The sequence below is a fragment of the Pseudonocardia sp. SID8383 genome, assembly GCF_009864975.1.
Lineage (GTDB): Bacteria > Actinomycetota > Actinomycetes > Mycobacteriales > Pseudonocardiaceae > Pseudonocardia > Pseudonocardia alni.
This window is the reverse complement of record NZ_WWFY01001077.1, coordinates 1-14144: the sequence shown is the minus strand read 5'-3', so window position 1 is coordinate 14144 and position 14144 is coordinate 1. Positions and strand designations below refer to the sequence as shown.

14 protein-coding genes and 1 pseudogene are annotated in these 14144 nt (G+C 73.0%); 9 read left to right on the top strand and 6 right to left on the bottom strand.

The features are described 5' to 3' along the window. From rnpA to GTW08_RS26010, 8 genes are all read left to right on the top strand, one after another. A partial coding sequence (gene rnpA / locus GTW08_RS26045) for a ribonuclease P protein component (protein WP_202417708.1) occupies positions 1-323 on the top strand: 323 nt, incomplete at its 5' end. A gap of 41 nt (positions 324-364) precedes the next feature. Further along, positions 365-730 carry a membrane protein insertion efficiency factor YidD gene (yidD, locus tag GTW08_RS26040; RefSeq protein WP_073573709.1) on the top strand — a complete coding sequence of 122 codons (366 nt, stop codon included), beginning with the start codon at positions 365-367 and terminating at the stop codon, positions 728-730. Between the two features lie 40 nt (positions 731-770). Beyond that, the gene (gene yidC / locus GTW08_RS26035) at positions 771-1916 is read left to right on the top strand and encodes a membrane protein insertase YidC (protein WP_073573708.1); all 1146 of its coding nucleotides are present in this window, start codon (positions 771-773) and stop codon (positions 1914-1916) included. Positions 1917-2032: 116 nt separating this feature from the next. Further along, positions 2033-2563, top strand: a complete 531-nt coding sequence (locus GTW08_RS26030) for a protein jag (RefSeq protein WP_073573707.1) — start codon at positions 2033-2035, stop codon at positions 2561-2563. Next, on the top strand, positions 2560-3234 hold the full coding sequence (gene rsmG, locus GTW08_RS26025) for a 16S rRNA (guanine(527)-N(7))-methyltransferase RsmG (RefSeq protein ID WP_062399027.1): 675 nt from the start codon (positions 2560-2562) through the stop codon (positions 3232-3234). The genes GTW08_RS26030 and rsmG overlap by 4 nt, the downstream gene beginning before the upstream one ends. 70 nt (positions 3235-3304) lie before the next feature. After that, positions 3305-4198, top strand: a complete 894-nt coding sequence (locus GTW08_RS26020; RefSeq protein WP_073573706.1) for a ParA family protein — start codon at positions 3305-3307, stop codon at positions 4196-4198. Between the two features lies 1 nt (position 4199). Continuing rightward, a complete protein-coding gene (locus GTW08_RS26015) occupies positions 4200-5171 on the top strand; it encodes a ParB/RepB/Spo0J family partition protein (RefSeq protein ID WP_073573705.1) in 972 nt (323 codons plus the stop codon). A 1381-nt stretch (positions 5172-6552) separates the two neighbouring features. Next, positions 6553-7476: a hypothetical protein gene (locus GTW08_RS26010; protein WP_083657972.1), complete on the top strand. Its 924-nt coding sequence runs from the start codon at positions 6553-6555 to the stop codon at positions 7474-7476. Positions 7477-7522: 46 nt separating this feature from the next. Here the strand turns inward: GTW08_RS26010 and GTW08_RS26005 are convergent, their stop codons facing one another. Both GTW08_RS26005 and GTW08_RS26000 read right to left on the bottom strand, forming a co-directional pair. After that, positions 7523-8473: a D-alanine--D-alanine ligase gene (locus GTW08_RS26005; protein WP_073573704.1), complete on the bottom strand. Its 951-nt coding sequence runs from the start codon at positions 8471-8473 to the stop codon at positions 7523-7525. A gap of 89 nt (positions 8474-8562) precedes the next feature. Then, the gene (locus GTW08_RS26000; protein WP_237454203.1) at positions 8563-9933 is read right to left on the bottom strand and encodes a PLP-dependent aminotransferase family protein; all 1371 of its coding nucleotides are present in this window, start codon (positions 9931-9933) and stop codon (positions 8563-8565) included. Between the two features lie 272 nt (positions 9934-10205). Between GTW08_RS26000 and GTW08_RS25995 the strand changes: the two genes are divergently transcribed. Continuing rightward, a complete protein-coding gene (locus GTW08_RS25995; RefSeq protein WP_073573703.1) occupies positions 10206-10895 on the top strand; it encodes a GNAT family N-acetyltransferase in 690 nt (229 codons plus the stop codon). A gap of 86 nt (positions 10896-10981) precedes the next feature. On the opposite strand, the gene GTW08_RS25990 is transcribed toward GTW08_RS25995, so the two are convergent. The 4 genes and pseudogenes from GTW08_RS25990 to GTW08_RS25975 all read right to left on the bottom strand — a co-directional run. Then, entirely contained in the window at positions 10982-12142 is a 1161-nt protein-coding gene (locus GTW08_RS25990) for an N-acetylmuramoyl-L-alanine amidase (RefSeq protein WP_073573702.1), read from the bottom strand. 202 nt (positions 12143-12344) lie between these two features. After that, on the bottom strand, positions 12345-12671 hold the full coding sequence (trxA, locus tag GTW08_RS25985) for a thioredoxin (RefSeq protein WP_020622767.1): 327 nt from the start codon (positions 12669-12671) through the stop codon (positions 12345-12347). A 50-nt stretch (positions 12672-12721) separates the two neighbouring features. After that, positions 12722-13735 carry a thioredoxin-disulfide reductase gene (trxB, locus tag GTW08_RS25980; protein WP_073573701.1) on the bottom strand — a complete coding sequence of 338 codons (1014 nt, stop codon included), beginning with the start codon at positions 13733-13735 and terminating at the stop codon, positions 12722-12724. 183 nt (positions 13736-13918) lie between these two features. Next, positions 13919-14144, bottom strand: a pseudogene (locus GTW08_RS25975) (hypothetical protein); the annotation flags it as partial.

Genomic DNA, 14144 nt, shown 5'->3' with positions numbered 1-14144 from the left:
GACGTGCCGGCCGGTCGAGGCTGGTGGTGCATCTCGACCTGACCCGCCCCGGCGGCGTGCCCGAGCACGCCTCGCCGAGGGCGGGTTTCGTCGTGAGCAAGGCCGTCGGCAACGCCGTGGCCCGGCACCGGGTCTCCCGGCGGCTGCGCCATCTGGTCGCGGACCGTCTGGCGGCGCTGCCCGCCGGCGCGGCACTCGTCGTCCGTGCGTTGCCGCCCGCTGGTGAGGCCTCGTCCGCCGAGCTGGCGGCCGACCTCGACTCCGCACTGCGCGCGGCGCAGCGGCCGCGCCGTCCGCGCCCGGCCGCGGACGGCCCGCGATGAGCACGACACACGACGCGGCCCCGACGGGTGAGGAGGCTCCGATGGACGACGGAGAGCTCCCCGGCGCACGGCCCGGTGTCGGCGCGCGGGCCGCGATGGCCGCGGTGCGCTGGTACCAGGTGTGGATCTCCCCGAACCTGATGCCGAGCTGCCGGTTCCACCCGAGCTGCAGCGCGTACTCGGTCGAGGCGTTCCGCGAGCACGGCTTCGTGCGCGGTCTCGGCCTCACCGTGTGGCGGTTGCTGAAGTGTGCCCCGTGGCACCCTGGCGGGTGGGATCCGGTGCCGCCGCGCCGGCGGCGCAGCGACGGGGTCCCGCGCAGCGGCACCGAACCCGATCCCGGGCCGGAGCAGACGTCCACCGACCCGCCCCGGACCGAAGGCCTCTCACGCGGTACGGACCGCTGACCCGCGGGCCCCGCCCGAGACCACGAGGAGCAACGCAGCAGTGCTGGACTTCATCTACTACCCCGTCAGCTGGATCATGTGGGTCTGGCACAAGGTCTTCGGCTTCGTCCTGGGCGACGACAACGGGTTCGCCTGGGCGCTGTCGGTCGTCTTCCTCGTCTTCACGCTGCGCGTCATCCTCTACAAGCCGTTCGTCGTGCAGGTCCGCTCCATGCGCAAGATGCAGGAGATGGCCCCGGAGATGCAGAAGCTCCGGAAGAAGTACGCGAACGACCGCCAGAAGCTCGCCACGGAGATGCAGAAGCTCCAGCAGCAGAACGGCGCCAACCCGCTCATGGGCTGTTTGCCGATCCTGGTGCAGATCCCGGTGTTCATCGGTCTGTTCCACGTGCTGCGCGAGTTCAAGCCGGGCAAGACGGAGAACTACGTCTTCAACGCGGCCGAGAACGCCTCGTTCGTCGACTCGAGCCTGTTCGGCGCGAAGCTGGGCTCGGCCGTCTGGCCGCTGCAGAACACCGCGTCCGTCGCCGAGCTCGGTGGCAACCTGGTCTCGCAGTGGATCGTGATGATCCCGCTGATGATCGCGGCCGGCATCTTCACCCACATCACCGCGCGCCACTCGGTCGCCCGCCAGCAGGCGCAGATCGCCGCCGGCACCGTCGCGGCGAACCCGCAGGCCGAGATCATGCAGAAGCTGATGCTCTACGTGTTCCCGATCGGTGTCGTCGTCGGTGCGCCGTTCCTGCCGCTCGCGGTCCTCTTCTACTGGGTCGCCAACAACCTGTGGACCCTCGGCCAGCAGTACGTCGTCTACCGCAAGATCGACGCCGAGGAGTCGGACAAGGCCGAGAAGGCCACCGAGTCCGCCAAGGCCCGCGCCCCCCGCCCCGGCCAGAAGCCGCTCCGCGACGCCCGTCTCGGCTCCGCCGAGGACGTCCGCGAGATCGCCGACGAGCCGATCCAGCCGGCCGAGGAGGAGGCCGCCGAGGCGGCGTCCGAGACCCGCGCCACCGGATCCGACGGTGCCTCCGCCGACACCGGCACGTCCCCCGGCGGGCAGCGCAACGGCACGGCCCGCAACGGGAACGGCAACGGTTCCGGTAACGGCAACGGCCAGAAGAAGCCCGGGGCGAAGCCGGTGCAGAAGCGTCCGGGGGCGAAGGCCCGGCGCGGCAAGCGTCGCTGACCGTCCCACCGCACCACCCCGACAGACCCCGGCGCGCCCCGCCGGCCCCGGCGGACCCCACCGCCGCGCGGGCCCGGGCGCGACGGACCGCGAACCGTTGACGAGAGGAGTTGCGCGTGCCCACCACCGCCAAGGAGCCCGCCGAGGGGCCGGACGTGCAGGACAAGCCGTCCGGCGAGAGCCTGCTGATCCAGGAGGGCGACGTCGCAGGTGACTACCTGGAGCGCCTGCTGGACATCCTCGACTACGACGGCGACATCGACCTCGATGTCGAGGGCGGCCGCGCCATCGTCAGCATCGAGGGCGCCGAGGACGACGCCGACCTGCAGAAGCTCGTCGGCGACAAGGGGTCGGTGCTGGAGAGCCTGCAGGAGCTGGCCCGCCTGGCCGTCCAGCAGCAGCTGGGCAGCCGCAGCCGGCTGATGCTCGACATCGCGGGCTGGCGGCGGCACCGCCGCGACGAGCTCACCGAGCTCGGCCTGGAGACCGCCCAGGAGGTCAAGACCAGCGGCGAGTCCGCCCGGCTGCGACCGATGACGCCGTTCGAGCGCAAGGTCGTGCACGACGCCGTCGCCACCGTGAAGGGCGTCGTCTCCGAGAGCGAGGGCGAGGAGCCGCGTCGCCAGGTCGTGGTCCACAAGAAGTGACCACCTCCCCCATCCCGACCCCGGAGGTCGCGGAGAAGGTCTTCGGCGACCGGACCGGGCTGGCCGTCCGCTACGTCGAGCACCTCGCGACCTCCGGGATCGAGCGCGGGCTGATCGGCCCGCGCGAGCGGGACCGGCTGTGGGACCGGCACGTGCTGAACTGTGCGGTCCTCGGTGAGGTCGTGCCCGCCGACGCCCGGGTCGCCGACGTCGGCTCCGGTGCCGGGCTCCCCGGGATCCCGCTCGCCCTGGCCCGGCCGGACCTGCGGATCGTGCTGATCGAGCCGCTGGCCCGCCGGGTGGAGTGGCTGGACGAGGTGCTGGGCGACCTCGGCCTGGACATCGTCGTCGAACGGGGGCGTGCCGAGGAGAAGCCCGTTCTGCGACGATGGGAGGGGGCCGACGTCGTCACCGCCCGGGCCGTCGGACCGCTGGCCCGGCTCGCGGGCATCTGCCTGCCGCTGCTGCGGCAGGGGGGTGCGATGCTGGTGCTGAAGGGCGCCTCCGCCCCGGACGAGATCGCCCGCGACGCCGCAGCGGTCCGTGCGCTCGGAGGGGGCGAGCCCCGGATCCACGAGACCGGAGCCGGTGTGGTCGATCCGCTGACCACGGTGGTCGAGATCCCGCGGACCGGCGCGCCCCGCCGCAACCGGAGGAAGGAACGGCGATGATGGGTGCCGGAGCGCCGTTTCACGTGAAACACCGACCGGGCACGAACCGTCCAGGAAGCGAGGGTCGCGCATGAGTGCCGGATGGACCCCCATCGCGGACGAGGCCGAGCGGGCCGCACGCGTCCTGCACCCCGACCGGCACGGCATGCCCCGCCCGGCCGCGCGCCGTGTCATGGGCGTCGCGAACCAGAAGGGCGGGGTCGGGAAGACGACCAGCACGGTCAACCTCGCCGCGGGCCTGGCCCTGCACGGCATCCGGGTGCTGGTGATCGACCTCGACCCGCAGGGCAACGCGTCCACCGCACTCGGCGTCGAGCACCGCACCGGCACGCCGTCGGTGTACGAGGTGATGCTCGGCGAGATCCCCCTCGAGGAGGCCGTCGCGGTCAGCACCGCGTCGCCGAACCTGCTCTGCCTGCCCGCCACGATCGACCTGGCCGGCGCCGAGATCGAGCTCGTCAGCATGGTCGCCCGGGAGTCCCGGCTGGCCCAGGCGCTGAACGACGAGACGCTGTCCCGGCTCGACGTCGACTACGTGCTCATCGACTGCCCGCCGTCGCTGGGGCTGCTGACGGTCAACGCGCTCGTCGCGGCGTCCGAGGTGCTCATCCCGATCCAGTGCGAGTACTACGCGCTGGAGGGGCTCGGGCAGCTGCTGTCCAACATCGACCTCGTCCGGTCGCACCTGAACACCTCGCTGCACGTGTCGACCATCCTGCTGACCATGTACGACGGCCGCACCAAGCTCGCCGACCAGGTCACCTCGGAGGTCCGCCAGCACTTCGGTCCGACGGCGCTGCGCACGGTCATCCCGCGCAGCGTGAAGGTCTCCGAGGCCCCCGGCTACAGCCAGACCGTGCTCGCCTATGACCCCGGCTCCCGCGGTGCGATGAGCTACATCGACGCGGCCCGGGAGATCGCCGAGCACGGGGCGAGCGGCGTCTACCGCCCGGACGGTCGCTGAGATGGCCGAGCGCAAGGGTGGACTGGGCCGCGGTCTCGCCGCGCTCATCCCCACCGGCCCGTCGGAGTCCGGTGACCGGCCCGGGAACAACGGGCCCGGCGCACCCCTGCACCGCCCGGCTCCGGCCGTCCGGCGCGACGACCACGAGCCCGAGACCCCGGTCGTCGACGGCGGCGCGGAGTACCGCGAGATCCCGCTGCGGCGGATCGTGCCCAACCCCAAGCAGCCGCGGACCCAGTTCGACGACGACCAGCTCGCCGAGCTGGAGCACTCGATCCGTGAGTTCGGGCTGCTGCAGCCGATCGTGGTCCGCCGGGCCGGTGTCGACTACGAGCTGATCATGGGCGAGCGCCGGTGGCGTGCGGCCCAGCGCGCCGGGCTGGAGACGCTGCCCGCGATCGTCCGGCACACCGCCGACGACGTGATGCTCCGCGACGCGCTCCTGGAGAACATCCACCGCGTCCAGCTCAACCCCCTCGAGGAGGCGGCCGCCTACGAGCAGCTGCTCGCCGAGTTCGGCGTTACCCACTCCGAGCTCGCCGACCGGCTCGGCCGCAGCCGGCCCGTCGTCACCAACATGATCCGGCTGCTGAAGCTGCCGGTGTCGGTGCAGCGCCGGGTCGCCGCCGGCGTGCTGTCGGCCGGGCACGCGCGCGCCCTGCTCGGTCTCGAGGACGCCGGGCAACAGGAGGATCTCGCCACCCGCATCGTCGCGGAGGGCATGTCGGTCCGCGCGACCGAGGAGGCCGTCGTGTTGGCGCGGCACTCGGGACCTCCGCAGGAACGCCGGGTCCGCCGTCGCGGCGATCAGCGCCCGGAGTTCGTCGAGCGCGCCGACCGGCTGGCCGACATGTTCGACACCCGGGTGAAGGTCGAGATGGGTCAGCGCAAGGGCCGCATCGTGGTCGAGTTCGGATCGGTGGAGGACCTCGACCGGATCACCGGGCTGATGGGGATCAGCGAGCGCGACTGACCGGACACCACTCCCCTTCCCCGACGGCCGTCGTCCCCGTGGACGGCGGCCGTCGGTCTGTCCGGGCACGGGGGTGGCGGCGTGGTGTGACGCGCTGGACGGCTTCTGAGGGCGCCCTCAGACGGCCTCTGAGCCTTCGGATGCGTGGCAGGTTGGTGGGGAGGCCGGGGCGGGTCTCAGTAGCCGTGTGGGGCCGCTGAGCCGTTGGATCTGCCCGATTGGTCGCTTTTCTCGGCATGTCGATCGGTGCCGGGGTGCGTACCGGCCGGAACACGCCTGATCAGTCGTACGTATGTCTGAACTCGCCCGGCATCGATGGTGGTCGCGCGTGGATCGGCTCGTGGTGGGTCCCGGGCGACGGTCGTACGGAGTGCTCATCGGCCGGGCTCGGCCGGCGAGCGGGACGAGGCGTGCGCCCCGGGGTCGCGTGGCTCGTGCGGAGCTGGGGCCCGCGGCTCTCCCCGGCGGTCTCGGTACGGCAGGTGATCGAGTCCGCGGCGGACGGCGTCGATGTTTCACGTGGAACAGCGACGGAGGTCGGGGCGGGCGTCGGGCAGCGCGTCGGGTTCGGTCTCGTGAGCGGGTGGCCTGCGGATGCCGCAGCTCCGGGGTGGTCCGCCCACGCTGCGGGATCAGCCGCGTCGCGATCCCGTACGCGCCGCACGGACACGGCGACCGGGTCGAGCTCTCCTCCCGCCGAGGGCGGCCTGGGCGGTGCGGGCCTCGTCGCCTGGCGGGACGGAGGACCTCGTCGCCGTGTACCGGGTGCGCGCGACGCCGACCCGTGCGCCTCCGCGGCGCTGTGGGCTCGTCCGAGGTGGCAGCCGGAAGCACCCGGTGGGATCGCCGCACCTCGGCATTCCCGGTGGAGTCCGGCCGGTGTCGCCGTCCGGTGACCGTGTCGGGGACGCCCGGCCCGGATGCGCCGACCCGGTGTGCGGCGGCCGGTATCCGGGATGACCCCGCGTGCCGCGGCGTTGAAGCCGGCCACCGCGTCCGGCCCACAGGCGGCAGGTCCACCGATGCCCGGCCCAGGAGCGCTCGCCCGGGATCGCCCGGCCCAGGAGAACCCGGCGGCCTGCGAGTGCTCGGCGCGGGAGAGCCCGGCGGCCTGCGAGTGCTCGGCGCGGGAGTGCTCGGCGCGGGAGTGCTCGGCCCGCCGGCACGACTCCGGGGCGCGAACCCGGACGCGGCCCGGGCCGTGCGGGACCGGACAGTGCGGGACCGGACAGTGTGGGACCGGACGGCGCAGAGCGGGGCGACCCACTGCGACAGTCTCGGGCGCACACCGAGCGGCTCCGACCCCGCCCGCCCGACCGATCCGATCGGCGTCGCGTGCGTGTGTTTCACGTGGAACACCCCGACGCCCCGGGATGGCCCGGTGCTCACCGACGCCGAGCTCGCCGCTCGCACCGACCGCGCCGTCGACACCGCGGTGTCCGCCGCGCGGGACCACGGCTACCGCCCCGGCACACCCCGCGTCCTGCACGACCTGTTCTCGGTCGTCGTCGCACTGGAGCCGGAGCCGGTCGTGGTGCGTGTCCCCACCGGCCTCCCGCCCGGCCTCGATCCGGCGGTACAGGCGGAGCAGCAGCGGCGCGAGATCGCGGTCTCCCGATGGGTGTCGGACGCCGGGCACCCGTGGTCCGGCCCGCACACCCCGCGACCCGTCGCCGCCGGGGGCCTGTCCCTCACCTTCCGGGAGCGCCGGACCGTCCGTCGGCCCCGGACGGCCCGCCCGACGCCGGTGCGAGCGGCGCGACGGTCGCCCGGCTGCACACCGCGCTACGACCGTGTCCGGTCGAGCTGGGACTGGATGCACCCACTCGACGACTCGGTCACGGCGATGCGCGACGCGCTGCGGCACGACACCACCCACGTCTCCCCCACCGACCGCGACCGCGCGCTGCGGGAGTGGGCGACGATCCTCCCGGTGCTCGGCGACGAGGCGGGTTGCGCCGACCGGTTCCCCGGCACACGCCCGCAGCCGGTGCACGGGGGTTCGCCGGCCTGCAACGTCCTGCGGACCCCGGACGGTCCGTACGACGCCGACCTCGAACACGTCTGCGTCGGACCGGTCGAGTGGGACCTGACCTTCGCCGGTCCGGAGGTCGTCGCCGCCTACGAGCGGGCGGCCGACCGCCCCGTCGATGCCGAGCTGCTCGCTCTCTGCGCGGCGGCCCGGCTCGTGCAGCTCGTCGCCTGGGTCGCGATGGTCCCGCAGCAACCAGGTCTCGGGGACGGGGTGAGCCGGCTCCTGGAGGTGTGGCGGGCTCCCGAGCCCTGGGGCGGTGTGCTCGGCTGATGTTCCACGTGGAACCACGCCGCTGTGGTCTCACGTGGAACACCGCTCAGTCCTGTCGGGCCGCCGCGCGCTCGACGAGCGCCAGGTACACCGTCGCGAGGTCGGAACCGTCCGCGGACACCGCGGTCGGGAGCAGCGAGGTGTCGGTCAGGCCCGGCGACACGTTCATCTCCAGGACGTGCACGTGACCGTCGGCGTCGACGATCGCGTCGGTGCGCGACACGTCGCGCATCCCCAGCAGCCGGTGTGCGGCCAGGGCGGTGTCGGCCAGCGCGTCCAGCACGTCCGACGGCAGCCGCGCCGGGCAGTGGAACGTGGCCGCACCGGGTGTGTAGCGGGACGTGTAGTCGTAGAACCCGGACGGCACCTCCACCTCCACCGGCGGCAGTGCGCGGGGCTCCTCCCCGTCGTGGACGACCGACACCGCGACCTCGGTCCCGGCGACGAACCGCTCGACGAGCACCGTCTCGGCGTAGGCGAAGCAGCTGACCATCGCGGCCGGCAGGTCCGCCGCGTTCCGGACCACCTGCACACCGAGCGCCGAGCCGCCCTGGTCCGGCTTCAGCACCAGCGGCAGCCCGAGGCGCTCGACGATCGCACCGAGCACGCCCTGCGCGCCCAGCTCACGGAAGGTCGAGTGCGGCAGCGCGACCCAGTCCGGCGTCGAGAGGCCCGCGCGGACGAGTTCGGTCTTCACGCTCGGCTTGTCCCACGCCCGCCGGCACGCCCCGGACGGCGTCCCCACGAAGGGGATGCCCAGCAGTTCCAGCACCTGCTGCACGGCGCCGTTCTCCCCCTCGCCCCCGTGCAGCGCGACGCCGACCGCGTCCGGCCGGTCGGTCGACAGCCGCTCCAGCAGGCGCGCGTCGACGTCCCACTCGCGTACGTCGACACCGTTCGCGCGCAGCGCACCCGCCAGTCGACGACCGGATCGCAGGGACACCTCACGCTCGTGGGACAGGCCTCCGGCCAGCACGGCCACCGTTCGATCGCTCACGCGGGCATTCTGCGCCATGAACGGGAACGCCCCGGACCGGGAGCCGGTCCGGGGCGTTCCACGTGAAACATCGCCGTCGTCGGACGGCGTCAGGTCGTGTCCGGCGACGGGCTCTGGGTGCCCCGGGTCAGCTCGGGGCGGACCGGTGTCCCGAACGTCCGCACGACCTCCATCTCGGCCTCCAGCACCGCCGCCAGCCGCCGCACGCCCTCGGTGATGCGCTCGGGCGTCGGGAAGCAGAACGACAGCCTCAGCTGCCGGCTGCCGAAACCGTCGGCGTAGAAGCCGGTGCCGGACGCGTACGCGACCCGCGCGGTGACCGCGCGGGGCAGCATCGCCTTCGTGTCGACGCCCTCCGGCACGGTCAGCCACACGAAGAACCCGCCGTCGGGGACGTTCCAGGTGCAGCCCTCGGGCAGGTACGTCTCCAGCGCGGCGAGCATCGCGTCGCGGCGCTCGCGGTAGTTCTCGCTGAACGTCTTGATCTGGCTGCGCCAGTCGTGGTGCGACAGGTAGCGCGACACCAGCATCTGCGTGAACGACGGCGGGCACAGCGTCGCCGACTCCGCGGCCAGCACCAGCCGGTCCCGCACCAGCGGCGGTACCAGCGCCCAGCCCACCCGCAGCCCGGACGCGAACGTCTTCGAGAACGACCCCAGGTACAGCACGTCCGGGTCGTACGAGCGCAGCGCCGGGTGCACCTCGCCGTCGAACCCGAGCATCCCGTAGGGGTTGTCCTCGACGACCATCACGCCGTAGCGGCGGCACAGCTCCAGGATCCGCGGGCGCCGCTCGTGCGCCAGCGTCACGCCGGCCGGGTTGTGGAAGTTCGGGATCGTGTACAGGAACTTCGGGACGATCCCCCGCCGTGCCAGCGACTCCAGCGCCTCGTGCAGCAGCTCCGGGACCAGTCCGTGCTCGTCCATCGCGACGTGCACGACCCGCGCCTGGTAGGCGGCGAAGCTGCCCAGCGCGCCGACGTAGGACGGTCCCTCGGCCAGGACGACGTCGCCGGGGTCGACGAAGATCCGGGTCAGCAGGTCGAGGGCCATCTGCGAGCCGACGGTGACGACGACGTCGTTCGGGTCGGCCTCGATGCCCTCCTCCCGCATGACCTCGCAGATCTGCTCGCGCAGCTGCGGGACACCCTGGGCGGAGCCGTACTGCAGCGCGGACATGCCGTCCACGTCGACGAGCTCGGCCACCTCACGGGCGAGGGACTGCAGCGGCAGCGCCGCCAGGTTCGGCATGCCACCGGCCAGCGAGACGACCTCGGGACGGCTCGCGACGGCGAACAGGGCCCGGATCTCCGACGCCGTCATCCCGGCGGTACGGGTCGCGAAGCGCTCGGTGGGGGCGAGCGGGACCACGGCCCCCTCCCCTGCCGCCGCTGCCTGCGCGGCCGCCGCGGCCGCGGAACGGCGGACGTCGGGCTGCTGCGGGCGGTCGGGCAGGGTCATCGCGTGCTCCTCTGCGAGGGGAAAAGGCTCGCCGAGTGTAACCGCGACGGGTGATCGGCCCGCCCTTCGTCGTGACGTTCGTACCGGTGAGCCCTCTCGGGGTGACGGGATCGCGAGAATCCACCTAGTCTCGGGCTGCGCGGGGTCACCGGACCCGGGGGCAGCCAGGGGGACGGTTGCTCCGGCGCCGGGGTCGGGACCACGCCCCGGACGGGCCGGGCCGTGCAGCAGCGCGTGCATCGCGCGACGACGACATCCGGAGGTCGGATTCCGTGTCCTGGCACGTTGCCGCGCTCAACCTCGACAACCTCGGCGATCTGCCGAAGCGGTGTCGCAACTGCGTCTACTGGGAGCTCTCGCCCCAGCTCGCCGACCAGACCGAGGGGTACGGCACGACCGACCTGGAGAAAGAGGCCTGGCTGTCGGAGGTGCTCCTCGAGTGGGGCTCCTGCGGCCGGGTCGTCTACGTCGGCGGCGCCCCCGCGGGATACGTGCTGTTCGCGCCGCCGGCGTCGGTCCCCCGTGCCACCGAGATGCCGACCGGACCGGTCAGCGCCGACGCCGTCCTGCTGACCACGATGCAGGTGGCCCCGGAGTTCGCCGGCGAGGGACTGGGTCGGGCGCTCGCCCAGGCCGTCGTGAAGGACCTGACCCGACGCGGGGTGAAGGCCGTGGAGGCGTTCGGCGACGCGCGTCCCGGCACCGAGTCCGACTGCGTCGTCCCGGCGGACTTCCTCCGCTCGGTCGGATTCAAGACCGTCCGCCCGCACCACCGCTGGCCGCGGCTGCGGATGGAGCTGCGCTCGGGTCTGGAGTGGAAGTCCGACGTCGAGGCCGCGCTCGAACAGCTGTTCAACACGGTGACCATCCCGATGCAGACCGCGGCGCCGCGCCCGACGGCGACACCGGCCCGTGCGGGGTCCTGCCAGCTCTCGTTCGTGCCGCCCGCAGGGACGATCTGAGGGCGCTCTGAGCGGGCCGTGGGCGGCCTCGGTGGCCCGACCCCGGGTGAGGGGGCCGGGCGGGGCACTGCGGGCCGTGACGGGCCTCAGACGGCCCGGATCTCGTCCCTCGCGTACTCGCGGGCCAGCACGTCGTTGAAGGTGAACGTGCCGGTGGGCTGGTCGTCCTGCCCGAGCAGGTACAGCCGTTTGACGGCGACGAGGATGCCCTCCGCGACGACGTCGCGGAAGCCCGGGTCGAGCAGCTTGCGGCGGTCCCCGAGGTGGGTCAGATACCCGACCTCGACGCGGACGGCCGGCATCCGGGTCCGGCGCACGAGCTCCCAGGTGCACGTCTGGCTGCGGCAGTCGAGCATCGAGGTCCGGGTGAGCAGCTCGCGCTGGATCAGCCCGGCGAGCGCCTCGCCGACGTTCGACGTGGTGCCCGACCCGTTGCCGAAGTAGTAGGTCGCCAGACCCTGCGCGTGCGGGCTGAAGCTCGCGTCGGTGTGCAGCGACACGACCATGTCGGCACCGACGTCGTTGGCGAACTGCGCGCGCTCGGTGTCCGGCGGGTTGCCGTTCTCCGGGCGGGAGAGCAGTGCCTCCATACCGGTGGCCGACATGCGGCCGACGACCCGGCGGGCGAGGTCCCACATCAGGTCGGCCTCGGTGACCCCGCCGACGTCGACACCGCGGTCGTGCCCGCCGTGCCCCGGGTCGATGACGATGCGCTTGCCGCGCATCCGCGGGCCGGCCCGGCGCAGCAGCTCCTGCTCGCGCATGAGGTGCGGACGCCCGCCGGTGACCTTGCGGCCGAGCTGGCGCAGCGCGCGCAGCGTCTCCGGGCCGCAGACACCGTCGGGCGTCATGCCGTAGTCACGCTGGAAGCGGATCAGGGCCTGCTCGGTCTGCTGGTCGAACAACCCGCTCGGCCGGCCCGGGTTGTACCCGAGCTCGAGCAGGCGCTCCTGCAGGTGGGCGACGTCGTCGCCGGTGGTGGGGGTGGAGAGCGTGAACGACAGCATCCGGTCGCCCAGGCTCCAGCCCGCCTCCCGCAGCGCGCGGGCGGTGTCCGGTCCGACGATGCCGTCGGTGATCAGGCCACGGCCCTGCTGGAACATGCGGACGGCGCGGTCCACGCCGTCGTCGAACATGTCCTGGGCGCGCGAGCCCGGCGGAACCGCCGGGAGCAGACCGAGCTGTCCCAGCGTCGTCCGGATCTCGCGTACGGCCGGACCGCAGTCCCCGCGCCGGAGCAGCTGCATGCACCCCTCGCTCGCAGTCGTGAGGCGCCGTGCGACGCCCGTGATCGGTCGGTTTCGCCCGGTGACCGGACGCGTGCCGGACTCATTGTGCCCTGCCCCGCCCCCGGAGGAGTGCAGCGGGGCGGATACGCGCGTGTCCCGGTTGTGATCAACCGGGACACGCAGCGTTATCTCCGTGCGCTATACGGCGCACGGACAGTGATCAGATGTGGTCGGCGAGATCGGCGAGGAGTGCCGCCTTCGGCTTCGCGCCCACGATCTGCTTCACCGGCTTGCCGCCGGAGAACAGGATCATCGTCGGGACCGACATGACCTGGTAGTCGCGGGCGACCTCCGGGTTGGCGTCGATGTCGAGCTTGGCGACGGTCAGCTTCTCGGAGTTCTCACCGGCGATCTCGTCGAGCACCGGGGCGACCATCTTGCACGGGCCGCACCAGGTGGCCCAGAAGTCGACCAGGACGGGCTTGTCGCTCTTCAGGACGTCCTGGTCGAACGAGCTGCTGGTGACGTCGACGGTGTTGTTGCCCATGGGGTTCTCCTTCGGTCGCGGATGCGGGTCTGTCGGGTGCCGGTGGGCGGTCAGTGCGCGGCGTCGGCCACGGCGGCCGCCGGGGCGGTCTCCTCCGAGCCGTAGCCGCCGCCGGCCAGCTCGGAGCTGACCTCGTGGCCGGCCAGCCAGCGCTCGGCGTCGATCGCGGCCGAGCAGCCGGAGCCCGCGGCGGTGATCGCCTGGCGGTAGGTGTGGTCGACGAGGTCGCCACAGGCGAAGACGCCCGGGACGTTCGTGTAGGTGGTACGTCCGTCCACCTGCACGTAGCCCTCGTCGTCGACGTCGACCTGGCCCGCCACCAGCGCGCTGCGCGGGTCGTGGCCGATCGCGACGAACATGCCGGTGACGTCGAGCGTGCTGGTCTCACCGGTCACGGTGTCGCGCAGCTGCAGCTGCTTCACCGAGCCCTCGCCGGTCACCTCGGTGACCTCGGAGTTGGTGCGCCAGCGCATCTTCGGGTCGTTCTGTGCCCGCTCGTACATGATCTTCGAGGCGCGGAACTCGTCCCGACGGTGGATGACCGTGACGGTCTCGGCGAAGCGGGTGAGGAACGTGGCCTCCTCCATCGCCGAGTCGCCGCCGCCGATGACGGCGATGTTCTGGTCCCGGAAGAAGAACCCGTCGCAGGTGGCGCACGAGCTGACGCCGCGGCCGAGGAGCTCCTGCTCGCCGGGGACGTGCAGGTAGCGCGGGGCGGCACCCATCGCGAGGATCACGGCGCGGGCCCGGAAGGTCTCCTTGCCGACCCGCACCTCCTTGACGTCGCCGTCGAGCTTCACCTCGTCGACGTCCTGCGGGCGCAGGTCCGCACCGAAGCGCTCCGCTTGGCCCCGCATCTGCTGCATGAGCTCGGGGCCCATGATCCCCTCGGTGAAGCCCGGGTAGTTCTCCACCTCGGTCGTGGTCATCAGGGCGCCGCCGAACTGGCTGCCCTCGAACACGAGCGGGGCGAGCTGGGCCCGCGCGGCGTACACCGCAGCGGTGTAGCCGGCCGGCCCGGACCCGATGATGATCAGGTTGTGCACCGTGTCGTCGGTGGTCACCGGTACCGATCCCTCCTGGCGCGCCCGGGCGACGGGCGCGATGACGGGGCCTGCGGGTGCCGGCCCGGGTGGCCGGCTCCTGCGTCGTGGCTGCCGTATGGCTCGAACGCGATCCTAGACACGGGCATTCCCGCTCGTCGGTGCCGCCGGACGTGACCCGGGCGTCGCCGGTGCCCGGCCCGGTCAGCCGGTGGTGGTCTCGGCGAGCACCCGCGCGGTGCCCGGCCCGCAGTCCGGCGGTACGGCGACGAGGCGGTAGCGGCCCCGTTCCGGTCCGCCGAGGACGAGCAGGACCGCCGGGCGGCCGTCGACGGAGTGCGGGCGGGCCGTCAGGAACGGAGCATCCGTTCGCGGGTCGCCCGCGGCCGCGAGGCAGGCGCGGACCCGGGCGGGGTCGTCGAGCGCGCCG